At 70.8% G+C, this 19,819-nt stretch carries 17 protein-coding genes; 11 read left to right on the plus strand and 6 right to left on the minus strand.

Annotated features, from left to right (window positions below; translation table 11 throughout):
* Nucleotides 1-14: 14 nt before the first annotated feature.
* A complete protein-coding gene (locus VFV21_RS09110; protein ID WP_329669113.1) occupies nt 15-1,670 on the minus strand; it encodes a M28 family metallopeptidase in 1,656 nt (551 codons plus the stop codon).
* An 86-nt stretch (nt 1,671-1,756) separates the two neighbouring features.
* Here VFV21_RS09110 and VFV21_RS09115 point away from each other — a divergent pair, with 86 nt between their 5' ends.
* On the plus strand, nt 1,757-2,386 hold the full coding sequence (locus VFV21_RS09115) for a DUF2238 domain-containing protein (RefSeq protein ID WP_329669114.1): 630 nt from the start codon (nt 1,757-1,759) through the stop codon (nt 2,384-2,386).
* On the opposite strand, the gene VFV21_RS09120 is transcribed toward VFV21_RS09115, so the two are convergent.
* From VFV21_RS09120 to VFV21_RS09135, 4 genes are read right to left on the minus strand one after another with little or no spacing between them, the layout of a single operon-like run.
* Complete coding sequence (locus tag VFV21_RS09120) at nt 2,383-3,585, minus strand: GGDEF domain-containing protein (protein ID WP_329669115.1); 1,203 nt, start codon at nt 3,583-3,585, stop codon at nt 2,383-2,385. The genes VFV21_RS09115 and VFV21_RS09120 overlap by 4 nt on opposite strands.
* 8 nt (nt 3,586-3,593) lie before the next feature.
* Nucleotides 3,594-6,113 carry a sensor domain-containing protein gene (locus tag VFV21_RS09125; protein WP_329669116.1) on the minus strand — a complete coding sequence of 840 codons (2,520 nt, stop codon included), beginning with the start codon at nt 6,111-6,113 and terminating at the stop codon, nt 3,594-3,596.
* A gap of 51 nt (nt 6,114-6,164) precedes the next feature.
* On the minus strand, nt 6,165-6,944 hold the full coding sequence (locus VFV21_RS09130; RefSeq protein ID WP_329669117.1) for a rhomboid family intramembrane serine protease: 780 nt from the start codon (nt 6,942-6,944) through the stop codon (nt 6,165-6,167).
* 43 nt (nt 6,945-6,987) lie between these two features.
* Complete coding sequence (locus tag VFV21_RS09135; protein WP_414638533.1) at nt 6,988-7,950, minus strand: TerC family protein; 963 nt, start codon at nt 7,948-7,950, stop codon at nt 6,988-6,990.
* A gap of 293 nt (nt 7,951-8,243) precedes the next feature.
* Here VFV21_RS09135 and VFV21_RS09140 point away from each other — a divergent pair, with 293 nt between their 5' ends.
* The 10 genes from VFV21_RS09140 to VFV21_RS09185 all read left to right on the plus strand — a co-directional run bounded on the left by VFV21_RS09140 (nt 8,244) and on the right by VFV21_RS09185 (nt 16,783).
* Nucleotides 8,244-9,413: a GGDEF domain-containing protein gene (locus VFV21_RS09140; protein ID WP_329669118.1), complete on the plus strand. Its 1,170-nt coding sequence runs from the start codon at nt 8,244-8,246 to the stop codon at nt 9,411-9,413.
* A gap of 39 nt (nt 9,414-9,452) precedes the next feature.
* Nucleotides 9,453-10,625, plus strand: coding sequence for a class I SAM-dependent rRNA methyltransferase (locus VFV21_RS09145; RefSeq protein WP_329669119.1), 1,173 nt, complete (start codon nt 9,453-9,455; stop codon nt 10,623-10,625).
* 45 nt (nt 10,626-10,670) lie between these two features.
* The gene (locus VFV21_RS09150) at nt 10,671-11,258 is read left to right on the plus strand and encodes a pyridoxamine 5'-phosphate oxidase family protein (protein WP_329669120.1); all 588 of its coding nucleotides are present in this window, start codon (nt 10,671-10,673) and stop codon (nt 11,256-11,258) included.
* A 50-nt stretch (nt 11,259-11,308) separates the two neighbouring features.
* Nucleotides 11,309-12,580 carry a TCR/Tet family MFS transporter gene (locus VFV21_RS09155; protein ID WP_329669121.1) on the plus strand — a complete coding sequence of 424 codons (1,272 nt, stop codon included), beginning with the start codon at nt 11,309-11,311 and terminating at the stop codon, nt 12,578-12,580.
* Nucleotides 12,581-12,687: 107 nt separating this feature from the next.
* Nucleotides 12,688-13,269 carry a GTP cyclohydrolase I FolE gene (gene folE, locus VFV21_RS09160; protein ID WP_329669122.1) on the plus strand — a complete coding sequence of 194 codons (582 nt, stop codon included), beginning with the start codon at nt 12,688-12,690 and terminating at the stop codon, nt 13,267-13,269.
* Nucleotides 13,270-13,314: 45 nt separating this feature from the next.
* Nucleotides 13,315-13,890, plus strand: a complete 576-nt coding sequence (locus VFV21_RS09165) for a hypothetical protein (protein WP_329669123.1) — start codon at nt 13,315-13,317, stop codon at nt 13,888-13,890.
* Between the two features lie 130 nt (nt 13,891-14,020).
* Nucleotides 14,021-14,713: an OmpA family protein gene (locus VFV21_RS09170; RefSeq protein WP_329669124.1), complete on the plus strand. Its 693-nt coding sequence runs from the start codon at nt 14,021-14,023 to the stop codon at nt 14,711-14,713.
* Nucleotides 14,714-14,914: 201 nt separating this feature from the next.
* Complete coding sequence (locus VFV21_RS09175) at nt 14,915-15,709, plus strand: EAL domain-containing protein (protein ID WP_414638534.1); 795 nt, start codon at nt 14,915-14,917, stop codon at nt 15,707-15,709.
* Nucleotides 15,706-16,236 carry a hypothetical protein gene (locus VFV21_RS09180; RefSeq protein ID WP_329669125.1) on the plus strand — a complete coding sequence of 177 codons (531 nt, stop codon included), beginning with the start codon at nt 15,706-15,708 and terminating at the stop codon, nt 16,234-16,236. The genes VFV21_RS09175 and VFV21_RS09180 overlap by 4 nt, the downstream gene beginning before the upstream one ends.
* Before the next feature lie 7 nt (nt 16,237-16,243).
* Nucleotides 16,244-16,783, plus strand: a complete 540-nt coding sequence (locus VFV21_RS09185; protein WP_329669126.1) for a hypothetical protein — start codon at nt 16,244-16,246, stop codon at nt 16,781-16,783.
* Nucleotides 16,784-16,838: 55 nt separating this feature from the next.
* Here VFV21_RS09185 and VFV21_RS09190 read toward each other — a convergent pair.
* Nucleotides 16,839-19,819: indolepyruvate ferredoxin oxidoreductase family protein (locus tag VFV21_RS09190; RefSeq protein WP_329669127.1), on the minus strand; the 2,981-nt coding region annotated here is incomplete at its 5' end.

The raw sequence follows: 19,819 nt of genomic DNA on the forward strand, positions 1-19,819 counted from the left end.
ACCCCTTTTCCTGCTTACTGGCCGGCGAAGGTCTTGCCGAAGAAGTCGCCTTCCTTCCAGGCCGGGCGCGTGTCGGCGTTGCCGACGCGGCGGCCGATCTCGGCGTTGAGGCGCGCCAGCATCGCCGCGCTGGGGTAGTGGATCGACAGGTTGGTTTCGTCGCTGGGCTGGTGGTAGTGGCCGGTGAGGAAGTCCTCGTACAGCGCCAGCGCGTCCACGTCCGGATTGCGCGCCTTGATGCCCGCGTCCAGGTACACCGCCGGGATGCCCTGGCGCACGAACGCGTACTGGTCCGAGCGCACGAACACCACTTCCTCCGGCTTCGGATCCGGCGTCAGGCCCACGCCCAGCTGCGCCGCGGCGGCCTGCACGTCGGCCTCCAGCGTGGAGTGCTCGACGCCGATCGGCACCACGTCGGTGACGTCGGTGAGGAACACCGGCATGTCCATGTTGATGTTGGCCACCAGCGACTCGCGCGGCACGGTCGGGAACTTCGCGAAGTAGTCGGCGCCCAGCAGGCCCCGCTCCTCCGCCGTCACGGCCACGAACAGCGCCGAGCGCTTCGGCTTGTTGGCGTCGGCCTGCAGTTCGGTCGCCGCCTCCAGCATCACCGCGATGCCGAGCGCATTGTCGAAGGCGCCGTTGTAGATGCCGTCACCGTCCACCTCGGCGCCGAGGCCGATGTGGTCCAGGTGCGCGCTGTAGGCGATGTGCTCGCCGGCCAGCACCGGGTCCGAGCCCTCGAGCTTCGCGACCACGTTCACGCTGTCCACGCGCTTGAGTTCGGTGGCGCCGGCCAGCGTCACCCGGCCCGGCAGGTCGAAGGATTCCAGCGTGCCCTTCTCGCGCCGCTCGAAGATCTCGTCCACCGGCATCGGCGCGCCGGCCAGCAGCTTGCGGGCGCCATCCACGCCGAGGCTGGCCGTGGCCTTGAGCTCCGGCCAGGCGTCCACCGGCTTGCCCTCGGCGTCCACCAGGCGCATGCCCGGCATCTGCCAGTTGCGGGCGCCGCGCGCCCACGGGTACTTGGCTTCGTCCACCGGGTTGCCCAGGCCGATCGCGCCAACGGCCCCGCGCGAGGCCAGCTGGCCCATCTTCTGCAGGCCCGAGGAATGGAACGCGCGCTGGGTGTTGCCGAAGGTGGCCGGCGCGCCGGAGAAGTACACGGCAACCTTGCCGCGCAGGTCCACGCCCTCGAAATCATCGTGGCCCAGCTCCGGCGCGTGCACCGCCTGGCCGACGAAGACCAGCGGCGCGTTCACCACGTGGCTGGTGGCGTTGAAATTCAGGCCGGGCAGGAATTCGTCCTGGAACACGAAGCTCAGGTCGCCATCGTCGCGCTGCATGGTGAAGGCCGCGCCCTCGCGCACCCGCCGCGCCTCGAGCAGCGGCACCTTCTGGAAGTAGCTGCCGTCGTCGCCGGCCGGGGCCAGGCCGATCGCGCGGTAGCGGCTGGCGACGTAGCGCGCGGCCAGGTCGTAGCCGCGGGTGCCGGCGGCGCGGCCTTCGAGCAGGTCGTCGGCGAGGAAGGCGACGTCGGCCTCGATGCGGCGCGCGCCCTCGTCGGTCGGCGGCGCAGGCGCGGGCGCGACCGCCGCGGGCGGCGTCTCGGGCCCGCCGCTGCAGGCGACGAGCAGGCAAAGGGCGATCGGGGCGAGCGTGAGGCGCATGGGTCGGGCTCCAGGAAGGACGGCCGACGCTAACACCGCCGGCGCCACCGTGGAATGATGGCGGCGTCGACAACGGGAGCAGGCGCATGGCGGGAACCGGAACCATCAAGGCCCCGGGCCGGGGCGAAGGCTGGCTGGTCACCGCGATCGTGCTGGCGGCGCTGGCGTGGTCCGGCCTCGCTCCGCACGACCGCCTGACCTGGGTGCTGGAGGTGGTCTGGGTGGTCATCGGCCTGCCGCTGGTCGCGCTGGCCTGGGGCCGCTTCCCGCTGACGCGGCTGCTGGCCTGGCTGCTGGCGGCGCACGCGCTGGTGCTGATCTACGGCGGCGCCCACACCTACGCCGAGACGCCGCTGGGCCTGTGGGCGAAGGACGCCTTCGATCTCTCGCGCAACCACTACGACCGCGTCGGCCACTTCTTCCAGGGCTTCGTCCCGGCGATCCTCGCGCGCGAACTGCTGCTGCGGCGCACGCCGCTCCTGCGCGGTCCGTGGCTGAATTACCTGGTGGTCGCCGCGGCGCTGTCGTTCAGCGCCTTCTTCGAGCTGATCGAATGGTGGGCGGCACTGGTGTGGGGCGGCGAGGCCGATGCCTTCCTGGCCACCCAGGGCGACGTGTGGGACACGCAGTGGGACATGTTCCTGGCGCTGTGCGGCGCCATCCTGGCGCTGCTGCTGCTCGGCCGCCGGCACGACCGGCAGCTCGGCATCGCCTAGCCCGGCGGGCCGGGCTCCCAGCCGCTCATCGCGTCGGCCATCACCAGGTTGCGGCCGGCGTTCTTGGCCGCGTACATGGCGCGGTCGGCGCGCTGCAGCAGCTGCGAGAAGAGCCGGTCCATCGGCGCCAGCGTCGCCACGCCGATCGACAGCGTGGCCGCGCGCCGGCCTTCTTCCAGCACCAGCGGCCGCGCCGCGAAGCCCAGCCGGATCCGTTCGCCGGCGCTGGCCGCGCTGGCGCTGTCGGTGTTGGGCATCAGCACGATGAACTCCTCGCCGCCCAGCCGGCCCAGCACGTCCTCGGCCCGCATCTCGGCGCGGATGCGCGCCACCGACTGCACCAGCGCCTGGTCGCCAGCGGCGTGCCCGAGCTCGTCGTTGATGAGCTTGAAGTGGTCGATGTCGATCACCAGCACCGCCAGCGGCATGCCGTGCCGCCGCGCCGCGGCCATGGCGCGCGCGCCCTGCTCCTCGATCGCGCGCCGGTTGTAGCAGTCGGTGAGGTAATCCACCCGCGCCGCGCGCTCGAGTTCGCGCTGGCTGCGCTCGGTGCACATCAGCAGGAAGCCCACGGTCGCGATCACCGGCAGCACGCTGCCCACCGCGTAGGTCAGCAGCTGCACGTGGGTGATCTGGAACACGCCGGTGACCAGGCCCGGATCGACCACCAGCGCCGCCGCGCGGTAAACCATGATGGCGGCCGCCAGCGCGAACACGCCGCCGGTGACCAGGCGGATCGGGCCGCGCCGCTCGGCGTGCCGGAACACGGTCCAGGCGCTGTAGCCCAGCAGCCCGCCCAGCGTCAGCGAGATCGCGATCAGGCGCCGGGTCAGGTCCGCCGACAGCACGCCCCAGTAAATCGAAATCAGCACCGACAGCAGCACCAGCCCCGACAGCAGCCAGCCCGCCGGCGGCGCCCGGTAGAACAGGCGCAGCGAGCGCGCGTACGCGCCGAAGGCCAGGGCGATGCAGGTGTTGGCCAGTACCGTGCTGACCCAGGGGTCGAGCTGGTCGCGCAGGCTCAGCATCACGAAGCCCGCCGGCTGCAGCAGGGTCGCCGCGACCCAGTGGAACAGGCTCGGGCGGTACTCGGCCGCCAGCGAGCGACCCACCACCAGCAGCACCACGCCGATCAGCAGCGTCAGCAGCGCGCCCACCAGCAGCGCCGAGCGGATGTCGAAGATCCAGGTCGTCCCCATGACCGGGGCTAACGCACCGTGGCCTGGCGCTCGGCCAGCCAGTCGCGCAGCGCCGCCGGCGCCATCGGCCGGGCCAGCAGGTAGCCCTGGAACTGCCCGCAGCCAAGCGCGCGCAGCCGCGCCAGCTGGTCCTCGGTTTCCACGCCCTCGGCCACGCAGTGCAGGCGCAGCGAGTCCGCCAGCGCGACCACGGCCTGTACCAGCGCATCGTGGCTGCCATGCTGGCCGAGGCCCGCGACGAAGCTGCGGTCGATCTTGATCTTGTCCACCGCGAAGCGCAGCAGGTAGGACAGGCTGGAATAGCCGGTGCCGAAATCATCCACCGACAGCCGCACGCCCAGTGCGCGCAGCGCTTGCAGGTTGGCCTGGTGCACCTGGGTGTCGGCCATCAGCGTGCGCTCGGTGATCTCGAGCTCGAGCCGGTCCGGCGCCAGCCCGTGGCGCTGCAGCAGGCCGGCGATGGACGCGGCGAAATCCGAGCGCGCGAGCTGGGCCTCGGCGACGTTGACGGCGGCGTACAGCCGCGGGCCATCGCCGGCCGCATCGAGCCGGCGCAGTTCGCGACACGTGTGCTCGAGCACCCAGTCGCCGAGCGCGACGATGGCGCTGGACTCCTCGGCGATCGGGATGAATTCGCCGGGGCTGACCGCGCCCAGGCGTGGGCTCTGCCAGCGCACCAGCGCCTCGACGCCCGCCACGCCGCCTTCGGACTGGTCCGCGAACACGGGTTGCAGCACCAGGGTCAGTTCGTCGCGGGCGATGGCGTTGCCCAGCTCGCGCTGGATCTCCACGCGCCGCTGCAGGCGGTCGGCCATTTCCGGGGCGTAGGCGATCGCGGCGGTGGTCTGGCGCGACACGGCCTGGCCGTGGGCCAGGTCGCAAGCGTGCAGCAGGTCTTCGGCGCTGGCGGTGGCGCCGGAGGGATCGGCGGGCACGTAGCCCAGGCGCGGGTTGAGGCTGTAGCGCTGGTCGTCGAGCGCGATCTCGCGCGACAGCGCCGGCCACGCCGCCAGCAGCGAGGGCCCGGCGACCTCGGCCTGGTCGAGCATCAGCAGCATCTGGTCGGGGCCGTCGCGGCCCACCTCGGCGCCGTGCCGGGCCAGCGCGTCGGCCATGCGCCCGGCGTAGGCCTGCACCAGCCGGTCGACGAAGCGGGAGCCCAGCACTTCGCGCAGCGTCTCGGCCTCGCGCAGGGAAATGCGCGCCACCAGCGGCCGCGCACCCGGCACCCCCAGCCGCTCGGCCAGCCGCCGGATGAAGCCCTCGCGGTTGAGCAGCCCGGTCGCGGCGTCGTGGCTGATCAGGTACTCGGCGCGCTCTTCGGCGCGGCGGCGGTCGGTGATGTCGAGCGCGAAGCCGCCGGCCAGGCGCTCGTGGTCCGCGTCGATCGGAAAGCGGTAAACGTCGTAAAGCGCGGTGCCGCCTTCCGCCAGCGGGCCAGTCTCGAAGCTGCGCGTAGCCTGGCCGGTGGCGATCAGCTCGGCGTTGTGCAGGCGGTACACCGAGCCTTGCAGCGCGCCGAACAGCGCATCCAGCGACACTGGCTCGCCGTCGGCGGCCACCCGGTCGCCGCCCAATGCCACGTAGCGCCGGTTGTAGAGGCGCGCGACGCCCTGGTCGTCGGCGATCCAGGCCGGCCCCGGGATCTGCTCCAGGAACGCCGACAGCATCCGCTGCCGCGACTCCAGCGCATGCTTGCGGGCGATCTCCTCGGTGATGTCCTCGGCGCTGAGCGCCACGCCGCGCGACCACGGCACCGCCAGCTGCCGCAGCCACTTGGCCTTGAGCGTGGGCGACTGGATCGGGAACTCGTCGACCACCGTGCGCTTGTCCAGGAATAGCTGCCGGTAATGCTCGAAGTACCCGTGCGTGCGGTTCACCGGGAACAAGTCGCAGATGCTGCGCCCGATCATGTCGGCCGGGTCCATGCCCACCAGCCGGCCGCCCTGCTCGTTCACGTGCGCGAAGACGAAGTCGACCACGTCGCCGGCGGCGTCGAACACCGCCTCGTTGATGAACAGCGCGTTGAGGTTGCCCTCGGCCGCCGCGCGGAACCACTCCTCGCGCTGGCCCAGCTCCTGTTCGGCCTGCTTGCGCGGCGAGATGTTCTCGCTGGTGATCACCACGCCCTCGTGGATCGGCACCACCTGGTGCCGCAGCCAGCGCATCGCCGGCGGATACTCGGCGACCTCGAATTCCTCGACCAGGGGCTTGCCGCTGGCCATCACGTCGCGGCACTGCTGCAGCACGATCTCGACGCGGCTGGGCGGCACCGCCTGGCGCAGGGTCAGGCCGGCGAGGTCGTAGCCGCCCAGCCGCAGCAGCTCGGCACCCAGCGGGTTCGCGAAAAGAAAGCGGAAATCGCCGACGGCACCGTCTTCGGCCCGCAGCGGTTCGAGGATGTAGATCGCGTTGAGCGCGCCGTGGGTCGCGCCGCGGAACCATTCGGCCAGTCGGGGAACATCGGGGCCCGTGGCTTCGGGGATTCCGGCGACACCAGGCACACCAGGCAGTACCGGACCGGACATTTTTGTATTTCCCCAAGGAGCAGCCAGTCTGCGCCCTGGCCCCCGCGGACGCTAGGGGCGGTTGGCCGGATCGTTGCTTTCGTCACGGTCCGTTCCGGGGCGCGGCCGGAACGGCAGCACCACGCCGGTGGGCTCGGCCGGACGCTGCCAGAGTACCGGCACCTCGCCGGGCGAAGGCAGCTCGAGTTCGGGGTCCGGCGTCGGCTCCTCGGCTTCGTCCTCCCAGCTGTAGCGCGGCCGCGGCGGCTGCGGGTCGGCCCGGCGCCAGAGGAACGCCGCCAGCACGCCGGCGATGGCGCCGCAGAGGTGGTACTCCCAGGACACCCCGGCCTCGCGCGGCAGCACCGTCAGCAGCATGCCGCCGAAGAAGAAGAAGGCGATGAAGCCGGCCGCGATCGCCGCCTTGTCCCGGCGCAGCACGCCCAGCGTGAACAGCAGGAAGCCCAGCCCGTGCGTCAGGCCGCTGGCGCCGAGGTGGTAGGACGGCACCTGCCCGATCACCCAGGTGCCGAGCCCCGACAGCAGCCAGATCACCGGCAGCGCCCGCAGGCCGGCGCGCGGGTAGACGGTGCCGACCAGGGTGCCGAGGATCAGCAGGGCCGAACCGTTGGCGAGCCAGTGCCCGGCCGAGCCGTGCAGCAGCGGTGCGGTGAGCACGCCGAGCAGGCCGGCGGGCGACTGCGGCGACAGGGTGAACGGCCGCAGGTCACCCAGCCAGGGGCCGGCGAAGAAGATCGCGCCCAGCGCCGCCACGAAGGCCATGCTGGCCAGCAGCGCGCGGCGGAAGCGGTCGCGGACCGCGGCGGCGTGTTCCCGGGCTTGTTCGTCCATCGGCACTAGGTGGGGACCGCCGCCGCCCGGGGCAAGCCCGGCTTCAGGCGGGGCCGGCCTCGGTCTTGGGCTTGATCACCAGGCTCAGCACCATCGCCGTCACCAGCGTCGCGCCGACCACGCCCAGCGACACCGCCACCGGGATCTTGAAGATGTCGATGATCAGCATCTTGGTGCCGATGAACACCAGCACCAGCGCCAGGCCGTAGGCCAGCAGGTGGAAGCGGTCGGCCATGTCCGCCAGCAGGAAGTAGAGCGCCCGCAGGCCCAGCACCGCGAACACGTTCGAGGTGAGCACGATGAAGGGATCGAGCGTGATCGCGAAGATGGCCGGGATCGAGTCCACGGCGAAGATCACGTCGGTGATGGCGATCATGATCAGCACCACGAACAGCGGGGTGTACTTGCGGCGCTTGCCCTCGCCGATCCACAGCGCCTCGCCGTGGTAGCGGCGGATCAGCGGAAGGTGGCGGGTGATCCAGCGCAGCACCGGGTTCTTGTCCATGTCCGGTTCCTGGCCCACCGCCCAGAACATCTTGATGCCGGTGAACAGAAGGAAGGCGCCGAAGAGATAGAGCACCCAGTGGAACTTGGCGATCAGCGCCGCGCCCACGAAGATCAGGATGCCGCGCAGGATGATCGCGCCCAGCACGCCCAGGATCAGCACCCGCTGCTGCGACTTGGCCGGCACGCCGAAGTAGGTGAACAGCATCAGGAACACGAAGATGTTGTCGACCGCCAGCGCCTTCTCGACCAGGTAGCCGGTGAGGAATTCCAGCGCGATCCGGTCGGCCTCGGGTCCGGGCAGGCGGCCCTGCAGGTACCACCACAGCCCTGCGTTGAACACGAGCGCGAGGGCGATCCAGGCGGCGGACCACAGCAGGGCCTCGCGGGTGGAGACCTTGTGCGGGCCGTTCTGGCGCAGCACCAGCAGGTCGACCGCCAGGGCGGCGAGCACGAAGGCCGTGAAGACGACCCACATCAGGGGGGTGGCGATGGTTTCCAAATGATTCTCCGGTGTCGAGCTGCCTCGACCGTCGGCGTGCGCGCCATCCCGGGACGGGACGACCTTCGCCGCTGGCGGGCGAAGGTCTCGCTCGCAGGTCCGTCGGACCTGCCTGCCGTACCGGGGCTTTGGACGAGGGTCCGGGCCCGTGATGACGATATCGGCAGCGGGAGCTACTCCCCTTCTACGGCACAGAGTCTGGCACGAACGGTGAACCGGGTGTCAATCACGGTCCGGCCGGCCCGCGCCGGGTTAGGGTAGTGTGGCGCCGCACGGGGGCGCGGGAGGCGCGGATGGGGCTGGATGTACGCTCGGTGATGGTGGTCGGGGTGCTGCTCAGCGCCCTCACCGTGGTCCTGCTGACCCAGGCCGGGCGTTCGTTCCCGATCGAGCGCCGCCGGCACCTGCGGATGTGGAGCGTGGCCCTGGTGATGCAGCCGTTCGCCTGGCTCCTGCTCGCGGCCCGCGGGAGCGTCCCGGACCTGGCGTCGATTGCCCTGGGCAACGGCCTGCTGCTGTTCGGCTTCGCCGAGATGTGCCGGGCGGTGCGCGGCTTCCGCGGCCTGCCCGAACGGCGCTGGCTGTGGTGGGGCGCGGTGCTGGTGGCGGTGGCGCTGCTGGTGCTGTTCGCCGAGGTGTGGCCGCACTACAGCGCCCGCGTGCTGGTGAATTCCAGCACGGCCATGATCCTGTTCACCGGCATGGCGCTGGCGCTGGCGCCGGCCTTCCGCTTCGGCGGCTTCTCGGCCGCGCGCTTCACCGGCGCTTTCGCCGCGTTCGGGGTGATGGTGGCCGCCTGGCGTTTCATCGAGCATTCGCTGGCGATGCGGCCCGACGGCAGCCTGCTCGAGGCCGGGCCCAGCGACCTGATGGTGTTCATGTACGCCTGCGTCGGCGTCACCTTCCTCAGCCTCGGCTTCATCCTGATGCACACCGAGCGCGCCTACGACGACCTGCGCAGGCTGGCCTCGGTGGACGCCCTCACCGGCGTGCTGGCCCGCAGCGGCCTGGTCGAACAGGGCGACCGGCTGCTGTCCGAGGCCCGGCGCCACCAGCGGCCGGTGTCGGCCCTGCTGATCGACCTCGACCGCTTCAAGGGCGTCAACGACAGCCTGGGCCACGAGGCCGGCGACCGCCTGCTGCAGCACCTGGCCGAGCGCGCGCGCCGCGTGCTGCGCGGCGAGGACCTGCTGGGCCGCCTGGGCGGCGATGAATTCGTGGCCCTGCTGCCCAGCACCGACGCCGCCGGCGCCCGGATCGTGGCGGAACGCCTGCGCGAGGCGCTGGCGGTGGAACACCTGCGCGTGCACGGCATGGAGGTGCCGGTGCCGCTGTCGATCGGCGTGGCCCAGGCCGGGCCGGGCGAAGACAACCTCGACGCCCTGCTCCAGCGCGCCGACCAGGCCATGTACCGGGCCAAGCGCGCCGGCGGCGACCGGGTGGAAATGGCCCTGGCGAACTAGCCGGAAGCGCCCCCGGGCCGGCCCCGGTATCATTCGCGCATGAACAACGCCGCCCTGCCCGTCATCCAGCTCAAGATCGAGCGCCGCTCCAACCATCCCTGGATCTTCCAGAAGATGGTGGAAAAACCCGTGGCCAAGCCCAAGCCGGGCAGCCTCGTGGACATCGTCGACAACACCGGCAAGTGGGTGGGGCGCGGTTTCTACAACGGCCATTCGCGCATCGCGCTGCGGGTGCTGACCGAGGACCGGAACGAAGCCATCGACGAGGCCTGGTTCGCCGCCAGGATCCGCGCGGCGGTGGCGCTGCGCCGCGACCTGCTGCGGCTCGACGAAACCACCGACGCCTGGCGCGTGGTGCACTCCGAGGGCGACGGCATCTCCGGCCTGGTGGTGGACCGCTACGGCGACCTGCTGGTGGTCGAGTTCTTCTCGGCCGGCCCGTTCCGCTACCGCGAGTGGATCTACAGCGCGCTGCGCGCCGAATTCCCCGGCTGCCGCTTCTACAGCTTCTCGGAAGAGCACGTGCAGAAGCAGGAGAGCTTCGACTTCCGCTCGCCGCCGGCGCCCGAGCCGAGCGTGATCACCGAGCATGGCCTGAAGTTCCGCGCCAGCCCGGGCAGCGGCCACAAGACCGGCTTCTTCGCCGACCAGCGCGACAACCGCGAGTTCCTCACCCGCTTCACCGCCGGCAAGCGCGTGCTCGACATCTGCTGCAATTCCGGCGGCTTCGCGATCTACGCCAAGGCCCGCGGCGGCGCCGACGAGGTGATCGGCATCGACCTGGACGAGGAGATCCTCGAGGTTGCCGAGAAGAACGCGCGCCTGAACGACGCCAAGGTCAAGTTCGTGCAGGCCGACCTGTTCCACTACCTGCGCGATGCGCACCAGCGCGGCGAGCTGTTCGACGTGGTCATCCTCGACCCGGCCAAGCTCACCCGCGACCGCGACCAGGTGATCGCGGCGCTGAAGAAGTACAACGACATGAACAAGCTCGCCATGCAGGTGATCAAGCCCGGCGGCGTGCTGCTCACCTGTTCCTGCACCGGCCTGGTGAGCGAAGAGGAATTCCTGGACATGATCCGCCGCGCGGCGTTCTACGCCGGCCGCACCGTGCAGGTGCTGAAGGTGGCCGGCGCCGGCGCCGACCATCCGTTCATGGCGCACGTCAAGGAAAGCCGCTACCTCAAGGCCGTGTTCTGCCGGGTCGAATGACAGCCGTTCGCGCGCCCGACACGGCGGCGCTGCGTTAATCGCCGCATGTTCGATTCCCTCGACGCGGTCTGGACCCACGCCTGGGCGCGCCTGCTGGCCGGCGCCCGCAGCGGCGGCGATCCCTTCCACCAGGGCGTGCTGGCCACCGCTTCGGCGGACGGGCCGCAGGCGCGCTACGCGGTGCTGCGCGCGGTGGATCCGGGCGGCGGCACCGTAGCTTTCCACACCGACCGCCGCAGCCCGAAAGTCGCGCAGCTGGCGGCCGACCCGCGCGTGGCCTGGTGCTTCTTCGGGCACGGCGAGCAGGTGCGGCTGGCGGGCACGGTGGTGCTGCACCACGACGACGACGGCGCCGAGGCGGCCTGGTCCGCCAGCCGGCGGTCGTCGCGGCAGAACTACGCCGGGCTGAATGCGCCGGGTACCGCCGTGGCCCTGCCGGGCGAAGGCGGCCCGCCGGGGCTGGGCGCGCCGCCGCTGGACGCGGCGACGCTGGATCGCGCGCGCGCCAACTTCGCGGTGGCCCGGCTGCAGGTGCATTCGCTGGACTGGCTGTCGCTGTCGGCGCAGGGCCACGTGCGCGCCCGCTTCGAGCGCGCGGACGGCGGCTGGCAGTCGGCCTGGGTCACGCCGTAGCCGGGGCGGCGTTCGGCTAGACTGCGCGCCTCCCACCCGGACTCCGCCGCTTGGACGCTCCCGCCCCCGCGCCGCCCGGCCGCCGCGCCGCGCTCGCCTTCATCTTCATCACCGTGCTGGTGGACGTGCTGGCCTTCGGCGTGGTCATCCCGGTGCTGCCGGCGCTGCTCAAGCAGGTCACCGGCGGCGAGATCGCCACCGGCACGGTGTGGCACGGGCTGTTCGCGACCGGCTTCATGCTGATGCAGTTCTTCGCCTCGCCGGTGCAGGGCGCGCTGTCGGACCGCTTCGGGCGGCGGCCGGTGATCCTGATCTCGAATGCCGGCCTGGCGCTCGATTTCCTGATCATGGCGCTGGCCGACACGCTGCCGATCCTGTTCATCGCGCGCCTGCTCGGCGGCATCACCTCGGCCAGCTTCAGCACGGCGAACGCCTATATCGCCGACGTCACCGCGCCGGCCAACCGCGCCGCGGCCTTCGGTCGCTTGGGCATGGCCTTTGGCCTCGGCTTCACGCTGGCGCCGGTGGCGGGCGCGTGGCTGGGCGCGATCGACCTGCACCTGCCGTTCTACGTGGCGGCGGCGCTGTGCGGCGCGAACTTCTGCTACGGCTACTTCGTGTTGCCCGAATCGCTGCCGGCCGAGCGCCGCTCGGCTTTCGACTGGCGGCGCGCGAACCCGCTGGGCGCGATCAAGCTGCTGCGCGGCCACCCGGAGCTGTTCGGCCTGGCCGGGGTGACCTTCCTGATGGCGCTGGCGCACCTGGTCTATCCGATGACCTTCGTGCTCTACGCCGACTACCGCTTCGGCTGGAACGGCCCCGAAGGCCTGCGCATGATCGGCTGGACGCTGCTGCTGGTCGGCGTGCTGAGCGTGATCGTGCAGGGCGGCCTGATCGGCCCGATCACGCGCCGCTTCGGCGACCGCCGCACGGTGCTGCTGGGCGCGGCGATGGGCGGGCTGGGCTTCGTGCTGTATGCGTTGGCGCCGAACGGCCAGTGGTTCTGGGCGGCGATGCCGGTGGCGGCCCTGTGGGCCATCGCCGGGCCGGCCGCGCAGTCGCTGATGACCGCGCGCGTGGGGCCGGAAGAGCAGGGCCGCCTGCAGGGCGCCATCGGCAGCCTGAACTCGATCGCCGGCATCCTCGGCCCGACGCTGTTCACCCAGACCCTCGCCTTCGTCGCCGCCCGCAACGTGCAAGGACCGCTCGCCGGCGCCACCTTCCTGCTCGCCGCCGCCATGGTTGGCACCGCCGGCGTCCTCGCCTGGCACGTCACCCGGGAAAGGGATCAGGTTCACGTATCCCCCGGGGACCGCGGCTAGCCCGGAACATGGCGTGGGGATCAGTGAACCTGACCCCGTTCCTTGCCCCCTAGACCCGGTCGTCATGCGGGGCGGGCGTAGGATGGGCGCCTGACCGGAGGAAACGCATGGACAAGCCCAGCAAGGATGAAGCCGAAGCCGCGGTGCGGACGCTGTTGCGCTGGGCGGGCGAGGACCCGACGCGCGAGGGCCTGCTGGACACCCCGCGTCGCGTGGTGGACGCCTACGGCGACTGGTTCAGCGGCTACCGCGAAGACCCCCGCGAGTACCTCGAGCGCACCTTCGAGGAAGTGGCCGGCTACGACGAGATGATCGTGCTGCGCGACATCGAGTTCGAGTCGCACTGCGAGCACCACATGGCGCCGATCATCGGCAAGGCCCACATCGGCTACCTGCCGCGCGGCAAGGTGGTGGGCATCAGCAAGCTGGCGCGCGTGGTCGAGGCCTACGCCCGCCGCTTCCAGGTGCAGGAGAAGATGACCGCCCAGATCGCCCGCTGCATCGAGGAAGTGCTGCAGCCGCGCGGCGTCGGCGTGGTGGTGGTGGGCGCGCACGAATGCATGACCACGCGCGGCATCCACAAGCGCGGGGTGAGCATGGTGACCTCGAAGATGCTGGGCGATTTCCGCGAGGACGCCCGCACCCGGGCCGAGTTCCTGCGCTTCATCGAGGTCGGCCCGGGCCGCTGAGGCCGGCAAGGTGGCGGTGACACGCCCGATGCCTATAATCGCCGCATGAGCGACCCCCGCGCCCAGCTGCAAGACCTCCGCACCCGCATCGAGGCCGCCCCGGCCCTGCCCGAACGCGCCGACTGGCTGGCCCGGCTCGACGCCGCCCTGCAGGCCCTGGCCGCGAACGCCCCGCCGGCCGCGCAGCTCGAGCGCCTGCGCCAGGACGTCGAGGACGCCGAGCACGCGCGTGACGCCGCCAACCTTCAGCGCATGAAGGTGGCCGGCCAGCTCAACACGCTCCAGAAATCGCTGGCCGCCGCCGTGCCCCAGGTCGCGTCGAGCAAGGACGCCCAGAGCGACGCCCTGCGCCGCATCGAATGGCTGGCCAACCACGGCGGCGCCGACCCGGGCGCGGCCGCCGCCGCCAAGAGCGCCGAGATGGAGGCGCCGATGCCGGGCCGGGCGGTGCTCGAGGCGGTGATCGCGGGCCAGCGCAAGTTCACCAAGCAGCAGCTCGAGTTCTCCATCGCCGAGGCCATGGTGCTCACCGGCTGGCAGCAGACGCCGCTGGAACTGATGGAACAGGGCGAGCCCTGGCTGGCCGAACTGATCCTCCGGAACCAGTCCGCCTCGGCCTGAGACGGGCGCTGCGACCCGGGCTCAGCGGGCGTTCCGGTAGCTGAATGGCGACATCGGCCGGGTTCGCAATCGGGCCCGCAAGGGAGTATCTCTGGGGGCGCAATTCCGCAACTCCCCCCAGAGGTTTCCAATGAAAACCCAATTCAAGACCGTGCTTTCCGCCACTGTCCTCGCCGCGCTGATCGCCGGCTGCCAGAGCACCGGCGGCTATTCGTCCGCGCCGCCCCCGCAGGGCGAGGAAGAAGGCATGAACCGCACCCAGAAGGGCGCCATCATCGGCGCCGTCGCCGGCGCCGTGGCCGGCCTGCTCAGCGGCGACGACGCCACCGAGCGCCGCCAGCGCGCCCTGGTCGGCGCGGGTGTCGGCGGCCTGGCCGGCGGCGCCATCGGCCGCTACCAGGACAACCAGGAACGCGCCCTGCGCGAGCGCATGGCCGGCACCGGCGTCGAGGTCGTTCGCGACGGCGACAACATCACGCTCGACATGCCCGAGGCCATCACCTTCGGCTTCGACAGCTACGCCCTGCGCCCGGGCTCGTACACCGTGCTCAACCGCGTGGCCGACACGCTGAAGGAATTCGACCAGACCATCGTCGAAGTGGCCGGCCATACCGACAGCGTCGGCTCCGCCGCCTACAACCAGAAGCTGTCCGAGCAGCGCGCCCAGGCCGTCGGCAACTACCTCACCAGCCGCGGCATCAACGGCGAGCGCCTGATCATCACCGGCGCCGGCGCCAACCACCCGGTGGCCAGCAACAGCACCGAAGCCGGCCGCGCCGAAAACCGCCGCGTCGAAATCACCCTCGTCCCCATCCGCTCCTGACAAACAAACCTGGTTCATTTGGATCAAATGAACCAGGTTGATTTGACCCAAAAGCCGTACCGGGTTCATTTTCATTCTCCTTGAGACGCGGTCCCCGGGAGAATGGGAATGAACCCGGTACGGAGTTCGCATCGCGGGCCGGGCCGGCTGGTCTAGAATCTGCGGAGCGCGCGGCCCGGGTGGGGCCGGCGGGGGATCTGGATGTACCTCAAGCAATTCTTCGGCGACGTCAGCAGTCCGCACCCGTGCGTGAGCTGCCGGGGCGACGAGACGCTCGACTTCAACGTGCGCATGGCCTTCCAGCCAATCGTGGACGTGGCCACGCGCAGCATCTGGGCCTACGAGGCGCTGGTGCGCGGCGAGCACGGCGAGGGCGCCGCCGATGTCATCGCCCGGGTGCCTGCCGACAAGCTCTACCGCTTCGACCAGACCTGCCGCGTGCTGGCCATCGACACCGCCGCGCGCCTGGGCATGGCCACGCGCCTGTCCATCAACTTCGCGCCCAACGCGGTGTACGAGCCCGCCACCTGCATCCGCCTGACCCTGGCGGCCGCCGAGCGCTGCGGCTTCGACCCGCGCCAGCTCATCTTCGAGGTCACCGAGTCCGAGAAGATCCGCGACGTGCCGCACGTGGTGCGCATCATCAAGGACTACCAGGGCCGCGGCTTCCTCACCGCGATCGACGATTTCGGCGCGGGCTACGCCGGCCTGAACCTGCTGGCCGAATTCCAGCCCGACCTGGTCAAGCTCGACATGGCCCTGATCCGCGGCCTCGACCAGGACCGCGTGCGCCGGTCGATCACCAGCGGCATCGTCGCCACCTGCCGCTCGCTGGGCTGCGAGGTGCTGGCCGAGGGGGTCGAGACCGCGGCCGAGTACCGCGTGCTGCGCGACATGGGCATCACCCGGTTCCAGGGCTTCCTGTTCGCGCGGCCGGCCCTGGAGGCGCTGCCCGTGATCGCCCCGGACACCTGGACCGCACTGGACGCCGCATGACCAATTTCGTCTTGGCCTGGGCCGACGACCCGGTCACCCGCTACCGCGTGCACGCGGACGGCGCGCTGGTGGGCGAGATCCGGCACGAGCAGATCCACGCCGAATCGCTGCACCTGGGCGCCCGCCGCTACTGGCTGGTGAACGAGGACGCCGAGCGCGGCACCAGCCACCTGGCCCGCTTCCTCGGCCGCCTGCGCCCGGACCGCACCCACGTGCTGCGCGATGGCGATGGCGAACTGGCGCGCGCGCGCCGGCACTGGTCGCTGTTCGGGGGCCGCGACTGGATCGAGTTCCGCACGCCGGGCGATACCGCCGCGCTCGAGGTCACCGCCCGCGGCCTGCTCGCCGGCGACATCCGCCTGCAGCGCGCCGGCACGGAGATCGGGACGATGGCGATCACCGGCACCTGGCGCGACGGCGTCACCCTGCAGGTCCCTGGCCTGACCGTGCCGCAAGCCGCGCTGCTGATGCTGGCGGCGCACCGCGCCTGGGGCAACCTGCCCCGCAGCCACCCGCAACTCCACTGAGGTACGCATGACCGAGCCCGCCCCCATCGACCCCGCCGCCGATGCCGTGAGGCGCGCGCAGTCGGCCGCCGGCCAGCGCCGCTACCTCGTTACCCTCGCGGTGTTCACCCTGCAGGGCGTGCTGAGCCTGGTCGCCGGCGCCTGGGCCGCGCGCGTGGCCGACGACGGCAGCGGGACGATCGGGCTTTACGCCGGCGTGGCGTCGGCGTTCGCGTTCGCCGGTGCCGTGGGCGCGGCCTACGTGTTCCGCATGACGGCCGGCACCGTGCTGGGCCTCATGGGCTTGCCGGGTGTCCTTCGGAAGATCACAGCCTCACCGCCGCCGGCGCCTGTGCCGCCCGATCCCGCGGACCGGCGTCGGGCGTTCCTGCTGCACCTGTGCACCGCCGGCGTCCACACGGTGGTGCTGCTGGTGCTGTTCCTGGTCGTGGCGGCGGGCGTGGCCCTCGCCGGCCCCGCCGGCTTCCCGCTGCTGGCCGCCCGCTTCGCCCTCGCGGCCGCGCTGCTCAGCCTGCTGACCTGGCGCTCCCTCCAGCTCCCCTGGTAACCCCACCACCCAAATAAACCAGGTTCATTTGCTTAATGAACCTGGTTCATTGGGTTCAGGCGGTGCGCCAGCGGGTGAGGAGGTCGGCTTCGCGGGCCTTGGCCTTGGCGAAGTGGGCTTCCTTGACGTGGCCGAAGCCGCGGATGTGCTCGGGCACCGAGGCGATCTCGGTGGCCAGCGCCACGTTGCCGGCGTCGAGCTTGCCCAGCAGTTCCTCGACCGTGTTGGCGTAGTCGGTGATCAGCTGGCGCTCCATGCGGCGCTCCTCGGTCTTGCCGAAGATGTCGAAGGCGCCGCCGCGCAGGAACTTCAGCTTCTTGATCAGCTTGAAGGCCGTGAAGATCCACGGGCCGTATTCCTGCTTCACCAGGTGGCCGTCGGCATCGCGCTTGGAGAACATCGGCGGCGCCAGGTTGAAGTGCAGCTTGTAGTCGCCGTCGAACTGCTGCGCGATGCGCTTCTGGAAATCACCCGAGGTGTACAGGCGCGCCACTTCGTACTCGTCCTTGTAGGCCATGAGCTTGAAGTAGTAGCGCGCCACGGCCGCGGTGAGCGCGGTCGAGCCGTCGGCCTTGCGGGCCTCGGCCTGGCGCACCTTGTCCACCAACGCGACGTAGCGGCCGGCGTAGGCCTTGTCATGGTAGTCGGTGAGGAACTTGACGCGGCGTTCGATGAGCTCGTCGAGGTTCTGGCTGAGGGTCTCGTCGTCGAGGCTGTCGGCCATCGGGACTGAAGTCCCTCCCACAGGGGGCTCCAGAAGGCCCGCGGCTTCCAGCACCGCCTGCGGATTGATCGCCGACAGGCGACCCCAGGCAAACGCCGTCTTGTTCATCTCGATCGCGGCGCCGTTGAGCTCGATCGCGCGCTCGATGGCCTCGAAGCTGATCGGCACCAGCCCGCGCTGCCAGGCCACGCCCAGCATGAACAGGTTGGTGGCGATCGCGTCGCCCATCAGCGCGGTGGCGATCTCGGTGGCAGCGACCTGCAGCGGCTCGCGGCCGCCCAGCGCGGTGCGGATGGCCTCGACGATGCCCGCGGCCGGGAACTGCATGTCCGGCTGGCGGGTGAACGGGCCCGGCATCGCCTGGTAGTCGTTGATCACGACCTCGGTGCGGTCGGCGCGGATCTTCGACAGCGCCCAGTAGTCGTTCACCACCACCATGTCGCAGCCCAGCACCAGGTCGGCTTCACCGGCCGCGATGCGCACCGCGTGGATGTCGGCCGGCGTCTTCGCGATGCGCACGTGCGTGGTGACCGCGCCGCCCTTCTGCGCCAGGCCGGTCTGGTCGAGCACCGAAGCGCCCTTGTTCTCGAGGTGCGCCGCCATGCCCAGCAGCGCGCCGATGGTCACCACGCCGGTGCCGCCGACGCCGGTGATCAGGATGTTCCAGGGCTGCGACAGGTCGCCGCGGATCGTCGGCGCCGGCAGGTTCGCCAGCAGCTCCTTGTTGCCGGTGCCCTTGCGCTTGCGCAGCCCGCCGCCCTTGACGGTGACGAAGCTCGGGCAGAAGCCCTTCACGCAGCTGAAGTCCTTGTTGCAGTTGCTCTGGTCGATCTCGCGCTTGCGGCCGTACTCGGTTTCCTTCGGCAGCACCGACACGCAGTTCGACTTCACGCCGCAGTCGCCGCAGCCTTCGCACACCAGCGAGTTGATCGCGATGCGCTTGGCCGGGTCAACCATCTTGCCGCGCTTGCGGCGGCGGCGCTTCTCGGCGGCGCAGGTCTGGTCGAAGATCAGCACGGTGGTGCCGGGCACCTCGCGCAGGCGCTTCTGCTGCGCGTCGAGCTCGGCACGGTCGTAGAACTCCACGCCGCTCGGGAAGATGGACCTGTCGCTCCACTTCTCGATGTCGTCGCTCAGCACGACGATCGTCTTGACGCCCTCGCTGCGCACCTGGTGCGCGATGTCGGGCACGGTCAGGGTGCCGTCCACCGGCTGGCCGCCGGTCATCGCCACGGCATCGTTGTAGAGGATCTTGTAGGTGATGTTCACCTTCGCGGCGATCGACTGGCGGATCGCCAGCGAGCCGGAATGGAAGTAGGTGCCGTCGCCCAGGTTCTGGAAGACGTGCTTTTCCTCGGTGAACGGCGCCTGGCCGGACCAGGTGACGCCTTCGCCGCCCATGTGCGTGAAGGTGTCGGTCTTCCGGTCCATCCACGTGACCATGTAGTGGCAGCCGATGCCGCCCAGCGCGCGCGAGCCTTCCGGCACCACGGTGGACGAGTTGTGCGGGCAGCCCGAGCAGTAGTGCGGCACGCGCGGGAAGTTGGCGCGCGGCGCGGCCAGCTCCTTTTCCTTCGCGGCGATCCACTGCAGTCGGCTGTCCATCTGCTCGCTGCGGAAGAAGCGCTGCACGCGCGAGGCGATCACGCGCGCGATGCGCGCCGGCGTCAGCTCGTTGGTGCTCGGCAGCACCCAGTTCTCGAGCTCGTCGTACTTGCCGACGATGCTCGGGCGGTGCTCCCAGTTGTACATGTATTCCTTCATCTGCCGCTCGACGAAGCTGCGCTTCTCCTCGACGACGATGATGTCTTCCAGCCCGCGCGCGAACTCGCGGATGCCCAGCGGCTCCAGCGGCCAGGTCATGCCGACCTTGTACACGCGGATGCCCAGATCGGCGCAGGCGCGGGCGTCGAGGCCGAGATATTCCAGCGCCTGCAGCACGTCGAGATAACTCTTGCCGGTGGTGACGATGCCGAAGCGCGGGCGCGACGAGTCGATCACGACCTTGTCGATGCGGTTCGCGCGCGCGAACGCGAGCGTCGCGTGCATCGCGTACTGGTGCAGCCGCATCTCCTGGTCGAGCGGCGGATCCGGCCAGCGGATGTTGAGCCCGCCCGGCGGCATCTCGAAGTCCGTCGGGAGCAGGATCTCGAGCTGGTGCGGGTTGACGTTGACCGAGGCGGAGGACTCGACCGTCTCGGCGATGGTCTTGAAGCCGACCCAGCGCCCGGTGAAGCGCGACATCGCCCAGCCGAGCAGGCCCATGTCGAGGATGTCCTGCACCCCGGCGGGGTTGAGCACCGGCATCAGCG

It is taken from the genome of Arenimonas sp., from assembly GCF_036275555.1.
Taxonomy (GTDB): domain Bacteria; phylum Pseudomonadota; class Gammaproteobacteria; order Xanthomonadales; family Xanthomonadaceae; genus Arenimonas.

Excerpts from the sequence above, each read along its gene's own strand:
- VFV21_RS09130 (WP_329669117.1), bottom strand. The coding sequence starts at position 6,944 with ATGGACGAACAAGCCCGGGAACACGCCGCCGCGGTCCGCGACCGCTTC.
- VFV21_RS09170 (WP_329669124.1), top strand. The coding sequence starts at position 14,021 with ATGAAAACCCAATTCAAGACCGTGCTTTCCGCCACTGTCCTCGCCGCG.
- VFV21_RS09140 (WP_329669118.1), top strand. The coding sequence starts at position 8,244 with ATGGGGCTGGATGTACGCTCGGTGATGGTGGTCGGGGTGCTGCTCAGC.
- VFV21_RS09165 (WP_329669123.1), top strand. The coding sequence starts at position 13,315 with ATGAGCGACCCCCGCGCCCAGCTGCAAGACCTCCGCACCCGCATCGAG.
- VFV21_RS09180 (WP_329669125.1), top strand. The coding sequence starts at position 15,706 with ATGACCAATTTCGTCTTGGCCTGGGCCGACGACCCGGTCACCCGCTAC.
- VFV21_RS09185 (WP_329669126.1), top strand. The coding sequence starts at position 16,244 with ATGACCGAGCCCGCCCCCATCGACCCCGCCGCCGATGCCGTGAGGCGC.
- VFV21_RS09110 (WP_329669113.1), bottom strand. The coding sequence starts at position 1,670 with ATGCGCCTCACGCTCGCCCCGATCGCCCTTTGCCTGCTCGTCGCCTGC.
- VFV21_RS09145 (WP_329669119.1), top strand. The coding sequence starts at position 9,453 with ATGAACAACGCCGCCCTGCCCGTCATCCAGCTCAAGATCGAGCGCCGC.
- VFV21_RS09115 (WP_329669114.1), top strand. The coding sequence starts at position 1,757 with ATGGCGGGAACCGGAACCATCAAGGCCCCGGGCCGGGGCGAAGGCTGG.
- VFV21_RS09125 (WP_329669116.1), bottom strand. The coding sequence starts at position 6,113 with ATGTCCGGTCCGGTACTGCCTGGTGTGCCTGGTGTCGCCGGAATCCCC.
- folE (WP_329669122.1), top strand. The coding sequence starts at position 12,688 with ATGGACAAGCCCAGCAAGGATGAAGCCGAAGCCGCGGTGCGGACGCTG.
- VFV21_RS09150 (WP_329669120.1), top strand. The coding sequence starts at position 10,671 with ATGTTCGATTCCCTCGACGCGGTCTGGACCCACGCCTGGGCGCGCCTG.
- VFV21_RS09175 (WP_414638534.1), top strand. The coding sequence starts at position 14,915 with ATGTACCTCAAGCAATTCTTCGGCGACGTCAGCAGTCCGCACCCGTGC.
- VFV21_RS09120 (WP_329669115.1), bottom strand. The coding sequence starts at position 3,585 with ATGGGGACGACCTGGATCTTCGACATCCGCTCGGCGCTGCTGGTGGGC.